The sequence below is a fragment of the Variovorax sp. LjRoot290 genome (genome assembly GCF_964253985.1).
Classification (GTDB): Bacteria; Pseudomonadota; Gammaproteobacteria; order Burkholderiales; family Burkholderiaceae_C; genus Variovorax.
In genome coordinates this window covers 2,401,395-2,417,962 of sequence record NZ_CAXURW020000001.1, presented here as the reverse complement: position 1 = coordinate 2,417,962, position 16,568 = coordinate 2,401,395, and the positions used below count along the sequence as shown (strand labels likewise).

General features: G+C 67.4%; 16 protein-coding genes. 5 read left to right on the top strand and 11 right to left on the bottom strand.

The annotated features are described in order from the left end of the window. The first annotated feature begins 34 nt into the window (after positions 1-34). Positions 35-1,726: an esterase/lipase family protein gene (locus tag ACSQ9A_RS12150; RefSeq protein WP_436303831.1), complete on the top strand. Its 1,692-nt coding sequence runs from the start codon at positions 35-37 to the stop codon at positions 1,724-1,726. Positions 1,727-1,739: 13 nt separating this feature from the next. Here the strand turns inward: ACSQ9A_RS12150 and ACSQ9A_RS12145 are convergent, their stop codons facing one another. After that, positions 1,740-2,705 (bottom strand): helix-turn-helix domain-containing protein, encoded by a 966-nt coding sequence (locus tag ACSQ9A_RS12145; RefSeq protein ID WP_436303830.1) that lies wholly within the window; start codon positions 2,703-2,705, stop codon positions 1,740-1,742. Positions 2,706-2,802: 97 nt separating this feature from the next. Between ACSQ9A_RS12145 and ACSQ9A_RS12140 the strand changes: the two genes are divergently transcribed. Further along, positions 2,803-3,186, top strand: a complete 384-nt coding sequence (locus ACSQ9A_RS12140) for a VOC family protein (RefSeq protein WP_436303829.1) — start codon at positions 2,803-2,805, stop codon at positions 3,184-3,186. Here ACSQ9A_RS12140 and ACSQ9A_RS12135 read toward each other — a convergent pair. From ACSQ9A_RS12135 to ACSQ9A_RS12105, 7 genes are all read right to left on the bottom strand, one after another. Further along, positions 3,183-4,733 carry a malonate--CoA ligase gene (locus ACSQ9A_RS12135; RefSeq protein ID WP_436303828.1) on the bottom strand — a complete coding sequence of 517 codons (1,551 nt, stop codon included), beginning with the start codon at positions 4,731-4,733 and terminating at the stop codon, positions 3,183-3,185. The two genes, ACSQ9A_RS12140 and ACSQ9A_RS12135, sit on opposite strands and share 4 nt — an antisense overlap. Positions 4,734-4,735: 2 nt before the next feature. Continuing rightward, positions 4,736-5,494, bottom strand: coding sequence for an enoyl-CoA hydratase/isomerase family protein (locus tag ACSQ9A_RS12130; protein ID WP_436303827.1), 759 nt, complete (start codon positions 5,492-5,494; stop codon positions 4,736-4,738). Then, positions 5,491-6,477 carry a Bug family tripartite tricarboxylate transporter substrate binding protein gene (locus ACSQ9A_RS12125; protein WP_436303826.1) on the bottom strand — a complete coding sequence of 329 codons (987 nt, stop codon included), beginning with the start codon at positions 6,475-6,477 and terminating at the stop codon, positions 5,491-5,493. The genes ACSQ9A_RS12130 and ACSQ9A_RS12125 overlap by 4 nt, the downstream gene beginning before the upstream one ends. Positions 6,478-6,513: 36 nt before the next feature. Continuing rightward, positions 6,514-7,992, bottom strand: coding sequence for a malonyl-CoA decarboxylase (locus ACSQ9A_RS12120; protein ID WP_436303825.1), 1,479 nt, complete (start codon positions 7,990-7,992; stop codon positions 6,514-6,516). Continuing rightward, positions 7,989-8,657, bottom strand: a complete 669-nt coding sequence (locus ACSQ9A_RS12115) for a GntR family transcriptional regulator (protein WP_436303824.1) — start codon at positions 8,655-8,657, stop codon at positions 7,989-7,991. Before ACSQ9A_RS12115 ends, ACSQ9A_RS12120 begins: the two co-directional genes overlap by 4 nt. A 122-nt stretch (positions 8,658-8,779) precedes the next feature. Continuing rightward, positions 8,780-9,610: a prolipoprotein diacylglyceryl transferase gene (gene lgt, locus ACSQ9A_RS12110; protein ID WP_093109196.1), complete on the bottom strand. Its 831-nt coding sequence runs from the start codon at positions 9,608-9,610 to the stop codon at positions 8,780-8,782. Between the two features lie 4 nt (positions 9,611-9,614). Further along, positions 9,615-10,565 carry a LysR family transcriptional regulator gene (locus ACSQ9A_RS12105; protein WP_436303823.1) on the bottom strand — a complete coding sequence of 317 codons (951 nt, stop codon included), beginning with the start codon at positions 10,563-10,565 and terminating at the stop codon, positions 9,615-9,617. Positions 10,566-10,660: 95 nt separating this feature from the next. On the opposite strand from ACSQ9A_RS12105, the gene ilvD reads away from it, so the two are divergent. After that, positions 10,661-12,355: a dihydroxy-acid dehydratase gene (gene ilvD, locus ACSQ9A_RS12100; protein WP_436292522.1), complete on the top strand. Its 1,695-nt coding sequence runs from the start codon at positions 10,661-10,663 to the stop codon at positions 12,353-12,355. A 70-nt stretch (positions 12,356-12,425) separates the two neighbouring features. Here the strand turns inward: ilvD and ACSQ9A_RS12095 are convergent, their stop codons facing one another. Next, positions 12,426-12,689, bottom strand: a complete 264-nt coding sequence (locus tag ACSQ9A_RS12095) for a TIGR04438 family Trp-rich protein (RefSeq protein ID WP_436303822.1) — start codon at positions 12,687-12,689, stop codon at positions 12,426-12,428. A 105-nt stretch (positions 12,690-12,794) separates the two neighbouring features. Between ACSQ9A_RS12095 and ACSQ9A_RS12090 the strand changes: the two genes are divergently transcribed. Continuing rightward, positions 12,795-13,100 (top strand): c-type cytochrome, encoded by a 306-nt coding sequence (locus ACSQ9A_RS12090; RefSeq protein WP_093109192.1) that lies wholly within the window; start codon positions 12,795-12,797, stop codon positions 13,098-13,100. Between the two features lie 8 nt (positions 13,101-13,108). Here ACSQ9A_RS12090 and ACSQ9A_RS12085 read toward each other — a convergent pair whose 3' ends face one another. Beyond that, a complete protein-coding gene (locus tag ACSQ9A_RS12085) occupies positions 13,109-13,633 on the bottom strand; it encodes a LapA family protein (RefSeq protein WP_436303820.1) in 525 nt (174 codons plus the stop codon). 166 nt (positions 13,634-13,799) lie between these two features. Further along, complete coding sequence (gene acs, locus ACSQ9A_RS12080) at positions 13,800-15,797, bottom strand: acetate--CoA ligase (RefSeq protein WP_436303819.1); 1,998 nt, start codon at positions 15,795-15,797, stop codon at positions 13,800-13,802. 149 nt (positions 15,798-15,946) lie between these two features. Here acs and ACSQ9A_RS12075 point away from each other — a divergent pair, with 149 nt between their 5' ends. Beyond that, a complete protein-coding gene (locus ACSQ9A_RS12075; protein WP_436303818.1) occupies positions 15,947-16,564 on the top strand; it encodes a TIGR00645 family protein in 618 nt (205 codons plus the stop codon). The last annotated feature ends 4 nt before the right edge of the window (positions 16,565-16,568 follow it).

Here is a 16,568-nt window from a genome sequence, read left to right as displayed (position 1 = left end):
AACTCGTACGGACTGCCCGCGCCAGGAGAATCGCATGGCCAATCCGCACGCGCCGTACCACCCCATCATCTATGTTCGCGGCTTCGCCGGCACGCAGAGCGAGATCGAGGCCACGGTGGCAGACCCTTTCATGGGTTTCAACATCGGCAGCACGAAGTCTCGCCGTATCTGGGACGGCACCATGCGCCGGTACTTCTTCGAGTCGCCGCTCGTCCGCCTGAAGGACGAGATCATCTGGCGACGCACCGCCACCGGCCGAGAGCGCTCGGACCAGTGGTACGACGATGTCTACGTGAACGGCGAAGACCTGACCGCACCGGATCCCGACGACAAGACCAAGCCGCTGCGCTCCGACATCACGCTGCCCTACCAGTCGATCGCGATCCTGCGCTACTACGATGACGCCTCCAACGAGTTCGGCGACGGGCAGCCGCATCCGATCACCCATTTCGCGCAGAACCTCGGCGAGCTCATCCTGCGCATGCGCACCCTCGTCTGCAGGAAGAACGGCAAGCATCCGATCCTGGGCGACCCGCTCGACAACGGCGTGGAGGAAAAGGACTTCAAGATCTACCTGGTCGCGCATTCGATGGGCGGCCTGGTATGCCGCGCCTTCCTGCAGAACGACACGCTGGGCACTCAGGAGGCCCGGGATGCCGTCGACAAGCTGTTCACCTACGCCACGCCGCACAACGGCATCGACCTCAGGGTGGTGCGTAATGTGCCCGGCTGGGGCGCACTCGGCGAAGCCACCAACTTCAACCGGGACACCATGAAGTCCTACCTGAAGCTCGCCCCGACTGCGACGGACGTCTCGGAACTCACGCACTTTCCTGCCGAACGCGTGTTCAATCTGGTCGGCTCGAATCCCGCCGACTATCTGGCGCTCCAGGGACTTTCATCGTGGGCCGTGGGCGACGCGAGCGACGGCCTCGTCCGGATGGACAACGCAACGACCTTCGGCATGGTCGGGCCCGAAGAAGGTCCCCGGCTGCGCGTCGACTCTCCGCGCGCGTTCGTGTTCCGCAGTCATTCGGGCCACTACGGCATCGTCAATTCCGAGGAGGGCTACCAGAACCTCACGCGCTTTCTCTTCGGCTCGGTGCGGACCGACGGAATACTCGACATCGAAGAAGTCGCCCTGCCCGAAGAGGTGGAGGCGAAGAGAAAAAGCGGCCACGCGGTCCGCGCCTCCTACCGCTTCGAGATCGTCGCGACCCTGCGCAGAAGCCAGTGGCAGCTGCACCGCAGGGTGGTGCGCGAGAACTCCGCGATTCAGCGAAAGTTCGACGACCTCTTTCCCGATCAAGGCCCCGGCATCGCGCGCAAGGCAGCCCAGGCGGCGAGCCCCCACCTGTTCTCGATCTTCCTCGATCCGACCCGGGCCAGCCCCGACCTGGGCAATTCGATCGCGTTCGCATTCGACCTCAACGTGCTGGTGCCCGACTACGAAGTCGACGGCGTGCTCTGGCTGAACAAGCACTTCGAGGGCGGCTTTCTCTATCGCGACCAGATCCTCGTGGAGGCCGTTCCGGATCCTGCAGCGGCCGGAGGCTGGCGGCTGCAATACGGCTTTCAGAGCCAGACACCCAATGTGGCCGCAATTCCGGCGCCTGTCAGCCCGCAGGCCGGCGCGCTGACATTCAAGATTCCCGTCGTCTCGCCGCCCGGAACCACCCCCGGCATCAAGGCTCAGCTGAGGATCGAGATGCGCACCTGGGCATGACGGCGGGGCGCCGTCACTGCCGGCCGCCGCCCAGCCGCCATTCGCGCGGCGCGCAACCGAAGCGTTCGCGGAATGCGCGGCTGAAATGCGCCGCATCGTTGAAGCCGCGGCCATAGGCGATCTCGCTCACGGTGCGGCCGGCCAGGCGGGGTTCCAGCAGGTCGCGGCTGCAGGCCTCGAGGCGACGCTCCCAGATGTACTGCGCAGGCGTGAGCGGCTCGCTCTTGAACACGCGGTGGATCTGGCTCGCCGACAGGCCGAGTTCGGCCGCGAGGCTGCCGACCGAGAGCCCGGCATCGCCAAGTTGTGCGTCGATGCGGCGCTTGATGCGCGCGAGATGGAAGGCGGTCAGGTTGCTGAGGCTCGGCGAGCGGGCCGCGGGCAGCGTCTGCAGGCCGGCCACGAGGATGCTGAGCACGCCGTTCGCAACCGCCAGCGCAGAGGCCGGTTGCAGCGCATCGATGTCCTCGCGCAGCGTGCCGATCATGTTGATCAGCAGGTGGCCCGCGCCCTCGCGGCCGGACACCGCCGTGGCCGTCAGCGCTTCTGTGTCGCGCAGCTCGCTGCGCAGGCGCTCGCCGGGGAGCTTGAGCACGATCTGCTCGAAGGCGTCGTCGAAGAAGAGCTGGTAGGGCCGCGTGCTGTCGTAGAGCGCGAAGTCGCCCACCGCCAGCACGGCATCGCGCCCGTCCTGCCGCACCACGCCATGGCCGCGGGTCTGGATACCGACCAGGAAATAGTCGTCGGAAGAGCGCGCGATGTGGCCCGGCGTGCGCATGACGCTTTGCGCGCCCGAGCGCACCACCGAGACGTCGAGGGCCGGCAGCGTGTGCTGGCGGATGCTGCCTTCGAAGTCGCCCGGCGGGCCGTTGCGCACCGGATCGCAACCGAGCTGCACATAGATGTTGCAGATCATGTCGGTCCAGTACGCGAGCCGCTGATCGCGCGGCACGGCGTCGGTGCTGAGCAGGCGGTTCACGAGTCCTCCGAGGATGCGGGGCGAGAGGCGAAAACTTACGTCGAAAGCAGCTTGCATGCCACAGCGCTAACCCGCGCCCGGCGCTACCATCCACCGCATGGCCATCCAGCTCAATCACACGATCGTCCGGGCCCGCGATCCACGGGCATCCGCGGTGTTCCTGGCAGAGATCCTCGGCCGCGGTGCGCCCGTTCCCTTCGGCCCCTTCCAGGGCGTCGAGGTCGACAACGGCGTCACCCTCGACTACATGCAGGTCGAGGGCGACATCCCATGGCAGCACCTGGCCTTTCTTGTGAGCGAGGCCGAGTTCGACCAGATCTTCGGCCGCATCCGCGAACGCGGCCTGTCCTACTGGGCCGACCCGGGCCACCGCCATGCCGGCGAGATCAACCACGGCGACGGCGGCCGCGGCGTCTACTGGAACGATCCCGACGGCCACAACCTCGAGATCCTCACGCGGCCCTACGGCAGCGGCAGCTAGACGAACAAGCCCTTGTGCTGCTCGCGCAACAGGGCCTTCTGCACCTTGCCCATCGCATTGCGCGGCAGCTCGGAGACGACGAAGCAGCGCTTGGGGATCTTGAAGTTGGCCAGCTTCTTCTTGAGCGCTCCGATGATCGCGTCGCCGTCGAGCGCCGCACCGGGCTTGGGCGTGACGATGGCGACGCCGACCTCGCCGAAATCCGGATGCGGCACGCCCACGAGCGCGCTCTCGGCCACGCCGGCCATTTCGTTGATGTAGCCCTCGATCTCGGCCGGATAGACGTTGTAGCCGCCGCTGATGATCAGGTCCTTGCTGCGGCCTACGATGCTGACGTAGCCGAGCCCGTCGATCTTGCCGACGTCGCCGGTCTTGAAATAGCCGTCGGCGGTGAACTCTTCCTTGGTCTTCTCGGGCATGCGCCAGTAGCCGGCGAACACGTTGGGGCCGGCCACCTCGATGTGGCCGATCTCGTCCGTCGGGCAGGGCTCGCCCGCATCGTCGCGCACGCGCAGCTGGACGCCGGGCAGCGGGAAGCCCACCGTCCCGCCACGCCGCTGGCCCTGCACCGCGCTGTAGGGGTTGGAGCTGAGCATGACGGTCTCGCTCATGCCGTAGCGCTCGAGAATGGTGTGGCCGGTGCGCTCGCGCCAGGCCTCAAAGGTCTCGATCAGCAGTGGCGCCGAGCCCGCGATGAAAAGACGCATGCCGTTGCAGGCCTCGCGCGTCAGCCCCGGCTCGGCCAGCATGCGCACGTAGAGCGTGGGCACGCCCATGAACACGGTCGCCTCGGGCAGCCGGGCCACCACGCGCTTCGGATCGAACTTGTTGAGCCAGATCATCTTGCTGCCGCTGATCAGCGCGCCGTGGATGGCGACGAAGAGGCCGTGCACGTGGAAGATCGGCAGTGCATGGATCAGCACATCGCCCTCCCCCTGCGCGCCGCTGTGCCAGCCCCAGTAGTCCTTCAGCACCTCGGCGTTGGAGCGCAGGTTGCGGTGCGTGAGCATCGCGCCCTTGCTGCGGCCGGTGGTGCCGCTGGTGTAGAGGATGGCGGCGAGGTCGTCGTCCTTCTTCTGCGCGACGGTGTGGCGGTCGCTGCACTGCGCCGCCACTTCGAGCAGCGTGCCGGTGCGGTCGTCATCGAGCGTGAACACGTGGCGGGTACCGGCCGCGGTCGCGATCGGCGCCACCCACGATGCATTCGCGCTGCTGCAGACCACCACCGCCGGCTCGGCGTTGCCGATGAAGTACTCGATCTCGGCGCCGCGGTAGGCGGTGTTGAGCGGCAGGAACACGTAGCCCGCGCGCAGCGTCGCGAGGTAGAGCAGCATGGTCTCGACAGACTTCTCGACCTGCACCGCGATGCGGGCGCCCTTGTCGAGCTTCAGCGCGTCGAGCAGGTTCGCGATCATCGCGCTCGCGCGCTCCAGGTCGCGCCAGGAATAGAACAGGCCGTCGTCGGTCTCGACCGCGATGGCATCGAGATCGGCGGGGAAGGCCGCACGCAGCGCGGCGTAGAGGTTGGCGTTGGTCGTTTCGGTCATGGTCAGAAGACGGGGTTGCGCTTGGCCAGGAAGGCGGCGATGCCCTCGCGGTGTTCGGGCGAATCGGCGTAATCGTAGGCGCTGGCGAGCAGCCGGTCGACCGTGCCGGCGAAGAAGGTCCGCTTGTTGAGGCGCGCAGCCTCCGGCGCCAGCGCGGCGATGCGCTGCGCATGCGCCAGCGCTCCCGCAGCGACCTGCGCATCCGGCAGCACGCTCAGCACAAAGCCAGCGTCGTAGAGGCGGCGCGCATCGTGCACGCCGGCGGCCAGCAGCATGTCGCGCGCCAGCGTGTCGCCGATGGCGACACGCACCAGGGCCGCCTCGCGCGGCGCCATCGGAAAGCCCAGCTTCGCGATCGGCGCGCCGAATTTCGATGATTCGCCGGCCAGGCGGATGTCGCAGCAGCTCGCGATCTCCAGGCCGGCGCCCATGCAGGCGCCCTCGATCTGCGCGACCAGCGGCAGCTCGCAGGCCAGCATGGCGGCCAGCGCGCCCCAGACCTCGTTCTCGTGGAAGTCGCGCAGGCTGGCTTCATCGAAGCGGAAGGAGGGGTACTCGGAGATGTCGCCGCCGGCGCAGAAGGCAGCGCCCTCCCCGCGCACGACGACGCAGCGCGTGGCGTCGTCTTGCGCGAGCTCCTGCTCGAACACGGCGCGCAGTTCGCGCCACATCGCGCGCGACATGGCATTGAGCCGTCCGGGATGGGCCAGCGTCACGAAGGCAAGCGCGCCCTCGCGCTCGAGCCTGACCGAGGCCGTCATTCCAGCTTGGCGCCAGAAGCTTTCACGACGCCGGCCCAGCGCCTGATCTCGGAGTTGACGAAGCTGCCATAGGGCGCCATCACGAGGTTCGGGATCTCGGCGCCGTTGTTGGCCCAGATGGCCTTCAGCTCCTCGGTGGCGAGCGCCTTCTTCATCTCGTCGACGATCTTCGCCTGCACCTCGGCCGGCGTGCCCTTCGGCGTCCACAGGCCGTACCAGGTGGTCACGGTGTAGTCCGGCAGGCCGACCTCGGCTGCGCTGGGCACGTCGGGGAAGGCGGGGTTGCGCTTGGCGCCGGACATCATCAGCGCCTTGATGCGGCCGGCCTTGATGTGCTGCGAGGACGAGCCCAGGCCGTCGAACATGCAGTCGACATTGCCGGCGATCAGGTCCTGCAGCGCCGGACCCGCGCCGCGATAGGGAATGTGGGTGATGAAGGTGCCGGTCTGCAGCTTGAAGAGCTCGCCCGCCAGGTGGTGCGAGGTGCCGGCGCCGGCCGAGGCGTAGTTGAGCTTGCCGGGATTCCTCTTGGCCTCGGCGACGAAGTCCTTGAGCGTGGTCGCGCTCACCCGCTTCGGGTTGATCACCACCACCTGCGGCACGCTGGCCAGCAGCATCAGCGGCACGAAATCCTTCTCGATGTCGTAGTCGAGCTTGGGATAGACCGAGGGCGCGATCGCATGGTGCACCGCCCCCATGAAGAGCGTGTAGCCGTCCGGCTGCGCCTTGGCCGCGATACTCGCGCCCAGGGTGCCGCCGGCGCCGCCGCGGTTGTCGATCACCAGCGTCTGGCCGGCGACCTTGGCGAACTGCGCCGACAAGGGTCGCGCGAAGGCGTCGGTGCCGCCGCCGGCCGGGAAGGGCACCACCATCGTCACCGGCTTGGCGGGCCAGCTGGCCTGGGCGCGTGCGCCCCCGCCCAGAACGGCGGCCGCGGCCGCGGCCAGGCGCAATATGTCGCGCCGCTGGAAGCTTGGGGTCATTGCCTTGTCTCCTTTTGTGATGAACCGTCGGGCGCCTCAGCCCTTGAGAAAAAGATCGTCGACCTCGCCCGACACCGCCACCTTGCCCTGTGCGAGCAGGGCGCGGTGCTTGTCGAGCCGTTTCAGATCGTAGAGGTAGTTGACCATGAGTCCGTAGGATTGCTTCAGCCCCTTGGGCGAGGGATCGCCGGCCCAGTTGAGCCGCTCCACCCGCGCGCCGTTGCCCAGGTGGAAGCGCGCCACCGGATCGACCGGCTTGCCCTCGGCGGTGGCCCGCCCGAGGTACTCGGCGGCGGCATTCATCAGCAGCTGGCGCACCGGCGATTTGGCATCGAGCGCACTCGCCTCCTCGGCCGCCGCCAGCACGCGCTCGGCGGTGGGCGGCAGGGACCCGATCACGCGGCCCAGCTCGGTCGCGCGCTTCTCGTCGAGCCGCTCCAGCAGGGAGCCCGCGTTCTTCGTCAGCCAGCCGCGAAAGCCCGGGACCGGCGACAGCGTCGCGAAGATCTTCAGGCGCGGCATCTCTTTTTGCAGTTCCTCGACCACGCGCTTGATCAGCGAATCGCCGAAGCTCACGCCGCGCAGGCCGTTCTGGGTGTTGCTGATTGAATAGAAGATCGCAGTCGTCGCGCGGTCGTGCTTGACCGGCGCGGCGGCTTCGTCGAGCAGCGGCACGATGCCTTCGCTGATGTGGTCGACCAGCGCGACCTCGACGAAGATCAGCGGCGTGTTGGGCAGCCGCGGGTGGAAGAAGCCGTAGCAGCGGCGATCGCTGTCGAGCCGGTTCTTGACGTCGGCCCAGCTCTTGATGTCGTGCACCGCCTCGTACTGGATCAGCTTCTCGATCAGCGAGGCCGGCGAATCCCAGCTGATGCGGCGCAGGTCCAGAAAGGCGACGTCGAACCAGGTGGAGAACAGGTGCTCGAGCTCGGCATCGAGCGGCAGGAGGCGCCGGTCGCCCTTCAGGTGCGGCAGCAGCTCGGCACGCAGATCAACCAGGAAGCGCATGCCGTCGGGGTCGATGGCGAAGCGCTGCAGCAGCCGCGCGCGCGGCGAGACCAGCGCGCGGCGCAGGTGCACCTCGGCCTGGGCCTCGTCGGGCGTACCCATCGCGGCCCCGTGCCGGTCGCGCGCGCTGCTGACCTTCTGCAGATCGGGCGCGAAGCGTTCGCTCATGAGCAGCCAGACGTCGCGCCGCTCGTCGAGTTCGCGCCCGGCGTACCACTTCACGACCGCATGGGCGCGGCGTCCTGCTTCCACCTCGCTCACGCTCGAGTCGACCACCGCCTGCAACTCGGTGAGCGCGCGCCGCAAGGCACGCGGCGCCAGCGCCTCGCCATGGCGGCGCAGCGTGGCCTCCAGCCGTTCGGCCAGCGGACGCGGGCCGACGGTGGCGGCCGCCTTGGGCGCCGGCTTCGGCTTCGCTTCGGGCACTGCGGGCTTCTTGACTTCGGCGGCATCGCTGCCGGGACGCAGGCGCGAGACGCTGCGGGTGATCCAGTCGCTGGCATTCATGAGATCAGCTTCGCTTTCTGTTGGAGCGCGATGGCCCGCAGGGCTTCGCGCTGGCGGTTCAGGTGGGTGCGCATCGCGGCCTCGGCGCCGTCGCTGTCGCGCGCCTTCAGCGCGGCGAACACCGCGAGATGTTCGGACAGGCTCTGTTCGAGCCGCCCCGGCGCATGCAGTTGCTGCAGGCGCGCGAGCTTGAGGATCTTGCGCAAATCGCCGATCACCTGCGCCAGCCAGCGATTATCGGCCAGCATGATGATCGCCTCGTGGATCGCGAAATTGGTCGCGTAGTACTCGTTGATGCGCTTGGCGCGTGCGTGCTTCGCGAGCTTGTCGTGCATGGCTTCGAGTGCCAGCAGCTCGGCATCGCTGGCGTTGCGTGCCGCCTGCCAGGCGCAGCGCCCTTCGAGCAGCGCGATGACGGGAAAGATGTCGTCCAGGTCGCGCTGCGTGACCTCGGCCACGAAGCAGCCGCGCCGCGGCTCGTGCCGCAGCAGGCCCTCGGCCGTCAGCACCTTGAGCGCCTCGCGCAGCGGCGTGCGCGAGATCGCAAGCCGCTCGCACACTGGCGCCTCGTCGACGAAGCTGCCCGGCGCCAGCGTGCCGGCGAAGATCTCCTCGCGCAGCGTGGCGGCGACTTCGTGGTGCAGCGAGTTGTGGACCAGGCGCATGGCGGATGAAAGATCGGGAGCTTCGTCGGTGATTTTCGGTAATTACACGTAATTATGAGAACTCGGACGCAAGAAGGCAAAGCATCTCTGCCTCCGGAGATACCCTGGCGCCCGCGGCGCGCTCAGCCGCGTGCCACTGCTGCGGCTGAGCGCGCCGCGGGTGCACTGGCATAGAGCCAGATGCCGAACACGATCATCGGCACGCAAAGCCACTGCCCCATGCTCATGTTGAGCGCCAGGAGGCCCAGGAAGTCGTCGGGCTCGCGGAAGTATTCGGCGATGAAGCGCATCAGCCCGTAGCCGATCAGGAACACCGCCGACACGCGCCGCTCGCGCCGTTCCTTGCGTGCATAGAGCCAGAGGATCGCGAACAGCAGCAGGCCTTCGAGCAGGAACTGGTAGACCTGCGAGGGGTGGCGCGGCAGCATCGATCCGCTCTGCGGAAACACCATGCCCCATGGGAGGTCGGGGCTGCTGAAGCGCCCCCACAGCTCGCCGTTGATGAAATTGCCCACCCGCCCGGCCGCCAGCCCGGTGGGCACGCAGGGCGCCACGAAATCCATCACCTGCCAGTACGGCCGCGCACGCGAACGTGCGAACCACAGCATCGAGGCGATCACGCCGAGCAGCCCGCCGTGGAAGCTCATGCCGCCCTGCCAGACGAAGAATATCTCCAGCGGGTGCGTGAGGTAGTAGCCGGGCTTGTAGAACAGGCAATAGCCGAGCCGGCCGCCGACGATCACGCCCATGACGCCGAGGAACAGGATGTCCTCCAGGTCCTTGCGGGTCCAGGCGCCCGGTCCGGTGATGGAACGGAAGGGCTCGTGCCGCAGCCGGCGCGTACCGAGGAAGTAGAACAGCGCGAAGGCGGCCAGATAGGTCAGGCCATACCAATGGATGGCGATCGGCCCGAGCTGCAGGGCGACGGGATTGATCTGCGGGTACGTGAGCATCGGCCTATTGTGCCCACGGATGTGACAGTCCCTGCTCCTGGACGAATCGCACGAAGCGGGCGAGCGCCGGGTTGTCGGTGTGGCCGGGCCAGACCAGGCTGGTCTCGCAGCCGGGCAAGACGGCGGTCTTTCGCCGTCCAGTGGGCGCGAACTCGGTCGCAGCGCGGTAGACCACGCCGGCGCGCCGGAACTGCGTCACGCTCTCCGGCACCCAGGCCACGCCGAGTCCGCCCCACACCAGGTTCACGATGGTCTGCATCTGGATCGCTTCCTGCGCAACCCGCGGCGCCAGGCCGGCCGCGTGGTAGAGCCCGAAGATCGCGTCGTGCAGCGAGGGCACGATGCGACGCGGAAAGATCACCAGCGGCTCGGCCAGCACCTCGGCCAGCGGCAGCTTCGGCATCCGGGCCAGGGGATGCTTCGCCGGCAACGCCAGCACCAGCGGCTCCTCGGACACCGCGAGCCGCTCCAGGCCGGGCGGCGCGAAACCGGGCGAATGCAGCATCAGGCCGGCATCGATCTCGCCGCGGGCGAAGGCTTCGAGCTGCACGTCGCCGGTGGCCTCGACCAGTTCCAGCGCGACCTCGGGGCAGCTCACGCGGAATTCGCGCACCCAGGCCGGCAGCCGCTCGAACCCGATGGTCGAGACGAAGGCGAGCCGCACGCGCCCCACTTCACCGGCCGCCGCCGCCTTCGCCCGCACGGGCAGCGCCTGCGCGCGCGCCAGCAGCTCGCGCACCTCGGGCAAGAGCGCCTCGCCCGCGGGCGTGAGCGCGACCCGGCGCCGGGTGCGGTCGAACAGCCGCACGCCCAGCGTTTTTTCGAGCTGCGCGATGGCCTGCGTGACGGGCGGCTGCGTCATGTGCAGGCGCGCGGCGGCGCGGCCGAAATGCAGCTCCTCGGCCACCGCGAGGAACTGGCGCCAGGCGCGCAAGTCGATCCAGGCTTCTTTCATATGCCGAGCATATCAATCGGGCTTGAAATTCGGATTGGAACCAATCAGTCAATCGTCCGATACTTGCCTTCCCCCGATTCAAGACCAGAGACACCATGGCCACCCAGACGATCAAGATCAACGCCCGCAGCGCCAACATCACCGAAGGCAAGTCGCGCGCGCCCAACCGCTCGATGTTCTACGCGATGGGCTACGAGGAAGGCGATTTCAAGAAGCCGATGGTCGGCGTGGCCAACGGCCACAGCACCATCACGCCGTGCAACTCGGGCCTGCAGAAGCTGGCCGACGCCGCGATCGCCGGCATCGAGGAAGCCGGCGGCAACGCGCAGGTCTTCGGCACGCCGACCATTTCCGACGGCATGGCCATGGGCACCGAAGGCATGAAGTACTCGCTGGTGAGCCGCGAGGTCATCTCCGACTGCATCGAGACCTGCGTCGGCGGCCAGTGGATGGACGGCGTGCTGGTGGTCGGCGGTTGCGACAAGAACATGCCCGGCGGCCTGATGGGCATGCTGCGCGCCAACGTGCCGGCGATCTATGTCTACGGCGGCACCATCCTGCCGGGCCGCTACAAGGGCCAGGACCTCAACATCGTGAGCGTGTTCGAGGCGGTCGGCCAGAACGCCGCCGGCAACATGAGCGACGAGGACCTGAAGGAAATCGAGAAGCGCGCGATCCCCGGCACCGGCTCCTGCGGCGGCATGTACACGGCCAACACCATGAGTTCGGCCTTCGAGGCGCTCGGCATCTCGCTGCCCTACTCCTCGACCATGGCCAACCCGCACGACGAGAAGGCCAACTCGGCCAAGGAATCGGCCAAGGTGCTGATCGAGGCCATCAAGAAGGACATCAAGCCGCGCGACATCGTGACCAAGAAGGCGATCGAGAACGCGGTGGCCGTGATCATGGCCACCGGCGGCTCCACCAACGCGGTGCTGCACTTCCTCGCCATCGCGCACGCGGCGGGCGTGGAATGGTCGATCGACGACTTCGAGCGCATCCGCAAGAAGGTGCCGGTGCTGTGCGACCTCAAGCCCAGCGGCAAGTACCTCGCGGTCGACCTGCACCAGGCCGGCGGCATCCCGCAGGTGATGAAGATCCTGCTGAACGCGGGTTTGCTGCACGGCGACTGCATCACGATCACCGGCCAGACCATCGCCGAGGTGCTGAAGGACGTGCCCGACCAGCCGCGTGCCGACCAGGACGTGATCCGCCCGATCACGAATCCGATGTACGCCGAGGGCCACCTGGCCATCCTCAAGGGCAACCTCTCGCCCGAGGGCGCGGTGGCCAAGATCACCGGCCTCAAGAACCCGGTCATCACCGGCCCGGCGCGCGTGTTCGACGACGAGCAGTCGGCGCTCCAGGCCATCCTCGACGGCAAAATCAAGGCCGGCGACGTGATGGTGCTGCGCTACCTCGGCCCCAAGGGCGGCCCCGGCATGCCGGAGATGCTGGCGCCCACCGGCGCGCTGATCGGCGCCGGCCTCGGCGAAAGCGTGGGCCTCATCACCGACGGCCGCTTCTCGGGCGGCACCTGGGGCATGGTGGTCGGCCACGTGGCGCCCGAGGCTGCGGCCGGCGGCACCATCGCCTTCGTCAACGAGGGCGACTCGATCACCATCGACGCGCACCAGCTCAAGCTCGAACTCAACGTGTCCGACGCCGAACTCGCGAAGCGCCGGGAAGGATGGAAGGCCCCTGCCCCGCGCTACACGCGCGGCGTGCAGGCCAAGTTCGCGTTCAATGCATCGAGCGCGAGCTCGGGTGCGGTGCTCGACAAGTACTGATCACCCTGCCAACACCCACGCGCTGGTGCCGAACACGACAAAGCCCAGGCCGACGACGCTGTTTCGGGCTCTAGCGTCCGCCGCGGCGGCGGCGGTTGGAACGGCTGGTCAGAAGGCCCAGATTGCTGCGCTGCCGGTCGATGCGGTCCTGCCGGCGCGCGTTTTCGCGTTCGACCACCTTGCGCTTGGTGTAGCCTGACCAGTCGGCCCAGGCCCACCAGGCCGCGGCCAGCGCGAAGGGGAAGAGCACGATCCACCAGTCCCACTGGGCCACGAAGCCGACTTCGAAGTATTTGAGGGCCACGCCAAGAAGGCCCAGCAACAGAAACCACATAGAGAATCCCTCCGGTTTTCCAGGCCCGCATCGCGGCGGACCGTGCACCGCGCTACCTACAATCGCGTTGGATCGACTTTAACGCACCCACGCGACAAGGACTTCATGAAAAGAGCGCTTCTGCTGGCCGCCCTGGGCCTGGCTTCCGCCGCACCCGCCCTTGCCGACCTGGCCCTGGCCACCTCGAAGAACTGCATGAGCTGCCACGCGGTCGAGCGCAAGATCCTCGGCCCTTCGTTCAAGGAAGTCGCGGCCAAGTACAAGGACAACAAGGGCGCGGCCGACATGCTCGCCGGCAAGATCATCAAGGGCGGATCGGGCGTCTGGGGACAGGTGCCGATGCCGGCCAACAACCAGGTCAGCGAAGCGGACGCGAAAAAGCTGGCGGCCTGGATCCTGTTGACGAAGTAGCGCGGGCCTCAGACCGGCGGTGGCATGCCCACGGGCGGCGAAGACGCCACCGTCGCCGTCGCCGCCCGGCGGTCGACGCGATCTTCGAGCTGGCCGATGTGGGCTGCCAGCGTGTTGTCGGTCCGGTCGGAGCGCAGCTTGATCATCGTCTCCAGCTGCTCCACGCGCGCCAGCAGCGCCGCATGCCGCTCGGCATTGCGCGCCATGTGGACGTTCTCCTGGGTCTCGAGGAAACTGCGCAGCTCGGTGAAACGAGAAGCCTCGGCCCGGTCGGCCAGGCTGCGCTGGGCCTGCATTTCCTTCGTGTGGCGCCGCGTTTCGAGCAGCACCGTGGTCTGCAGGTAGACGATGTAGGCCACGAAGAAGATGCTCAGAAGCACCGTGAGGCCCAGCATGATCAACCCGAAGGGCGCCGTGATCTGCATGAAGCCGACCGACATGGCGGTGGGCGTGACGAGCAGGCCCCAGTTCAAGGCCGCGAGCGCCGCGATCAGCAGCACGACCACCAGCAGCACGCCTGTTCTCAATCCCATGGATGTCTCCTCAACAATCAATGGGCTGTTGTAACGCATCCGGCGCCAATGCCCTGTCGGACAGGGGCGCGGCTGCGAATCCCCAGGCCGGCGCCGGGCCGCCCAAGGCGGCCTGCGGCCCCCTCGGGGGGCAGCGAGTACACGCAGTGACGGAGCGTGGGGGCCGTTAGTAAGCCTGGCCGAGCTGTTCGAGGATGGCGGGGTTCTCGAGCGTCGAGGTGTCCTGCGTGATCGCTTCGCCCTTGGCGATGCTGCGCAAGAGGCGCCGCATGATCTTGCCGCTGCGCGTCTTCGGCAGGTTCTCGCCGAAGCGGATGTCCTTCGGCTTGGCGATCGGGCCGATTTCCTTGGCCACCCAGTTGCGCAGCTCGGCGGCGATCTGCTTCGCCTCGTCGCCGCTCGGGCGGCCGCGCTTCAGCACGACGAAGGCGCATACCGCCTCGCCGGTCACGTCGTCGGGCCGGCCGACCACGGCGGCTTCGGCCACGAGGTCGGTCTTGGCGACCAGCGCGGATTCGATTTCCATCGTGCCGAGCCGGTGGCCCGACACGTTGAGCACGTCGTCGATGCGTCCCGTGATGCGGAAGTAGCCGCGGTCGGCGCTGCGCACCGCGCCGTCGCCGGCCAGGTAGACGGTCCCGCCCATTTCCTCGGGGAAATAGCTCTTCTTGAAGCGCTCGGGGTCGTTCCAGATGGTGCGGATCATCGAGGGCCAGGGCCGCTTGATGACCAGCATGCCGCCGGCGCCGTGCGGGATGTCCTTGCCGGTCTCGTCGACGATCGCGGCCATGATGCCCGGCAGCGGCAAGGTGCAGGAGCCCGGCACAAGCGGCGTGGCGCCCGGCAGCGGCGTGATGACGTGGCCGCCGGTCTCGGTCTGCCAGAAGGTGTCGACGATCGGACATTTCTCGCCGCCGACGTTCCGGTAGTACCACATCCAGGCTTCGGGATTGATCGGCTCGCCCACGGTGCCGAGGATGCGCAGCGACGACAGGTCCCAGTTCTTGGGATGCACCTTCTCGTCGCTGTCGGCCGCCTTGATCAGCGAGCGGATCGCGGTCGGGGCGGTGTAGAAGATCGTGACCCCGTGCTTCTCGATCATCTGCCAGAAGCGGCCCGCATGCGGGAAGGTCGGGACGCCCTCGAACACCACCTGCGTCGCGCCCGCGGCGAGCGGGCCGTAGGCCACGTAGGTGTGGCCGGTGATCCAGCCGATGTCGGCGGTGCACCAGAACACGTCTTCGGGGCGCACGTCGAAGGTCCAGTCCATCGTGAGCTTGGCCCACAGCAGGTAGCCGCCGGTCGAATGCTGCACGCCCTTGGGCTTGCCGGTCGAGCCCGAGGTGTAGAGGATGAAGAGCGGATGCTCGGCGCCGACCGGCACCGGCGCGCATTCGGTGCTCTGGCCCTGGAGCGCCTCGTCGAAGGTCTTGTCGCGGCCGGCCACCATGTTGCAGGCGGTCGCGGTGCGCTGATAAACCAGCACGGTCTTGATCGATTCGCAGCCGCCGAGCGCGATGCCGTCGTCGACGATGGCCTTGAGCGGCAGTTCCTTGCCGCCGCGCAGCTGGTAGTTGGCCGTGATGACCGCCACGGCGCCGGCATCGATGATGCGTTCCTGCAGCGCCTTCGCGGAGAAACCGCCGAACACCACGCTGTGGGTGGCGCCGATGCGGGCGCAGGCCTGCATCGCAATCACGCCCTCGATGGCCATCGGCAGGTAGACGATGACGCGGTCGCCCTTCTGGATGCCTTGCGCCTTCAGCGCATTGGCGAACTGCGAAACGCGAGCCAGCAGCTCCTTGTAGGTGATCTTGGTGACAGCGCCGTCGTCGGCCTCGAAAACGATCGCGGTCTTGTTCTCGACCGCGGTGCCGATGTGCTTGTCGAGGCAGTTGGCCGAGGCGTTGAGCTCGCCGTCGTCGAACCATTTGTAGAAAGGCACGTTCGATTCGTCGAGCGTGCGGGTGAAGGGCTTGGTCCACACCACGTTGCTTCGCGCCTGGCGGGCCCAGAAGCCCTCGAAGTCGTCGGCGGCTTCCTTGCATAGCGCGTCGTACGCCGCCATGCTCGCGATGCGCGCACCCTGCGTGGCACGGGCATCCGGCGGAAACACGCGGTTCTCGACCAGGGTGGACTCGATCGTCGTCGGTGCACTGCTCATTCTTCGTCTCCTGTACCTGTCAATTGACGGGCGTTAATGTCGGCGGCCGCACTTACGGATGACTGACGCTCCATGTTAACGACAGGAGCGTGACACCGGGGCGCTCGCGCACACCCTAGAATCGCGCGTTTCCCGCCCACAACGACCCGATGTCCACCCTCGACCCCACCACCTCGAACAGCGGCAACGTCTCGCCCCTGCGCCCGCTGCCCAACCTGATCTTCGCCAGCCGCTGGCTGCAGCTGCCGCTGTACCTGGGCCTGATCGTCGCACAGGGCGTGTACGTGCTGCACTTCCTGGTCGAACTCTTCCACCTGGTCGAGGCCGCGTTCGGCAGCCAGGATGCGCTGCAACTGCTCATCACCAGCATCGGGTACAAGACCGCCGCGCCGATCACGACGCTCAACGAAACCGTGATCATGCTGGTGGTGCTGGCGCTGATCGACGTGGTCATGATCTCCAACCTGCTGATCATGGTGATCGTCGGCGGCTACGAGACTTTCGTGAGCCGCATGAACCTCGAAGGCCATCGCGACCAGCCCGAGTGGTTGAGCCATGTGAACGCCTCGGTGCTGAAGGTCAAGCTGGCCACCGCGATCATCGGCATCAGCTCGATCCACCTGCTCAAGACCTTCATCAACGCCGACAACTACACCGACCGGGTGCTGATCGCGCAGACCGCGATCCACATCACCTTCCTGCTGTCGGCGATGGCGATCGCGGTGACCGACAAGCTGATGGCACCCTCGCCCTCCGCCAATCACTGAGCGT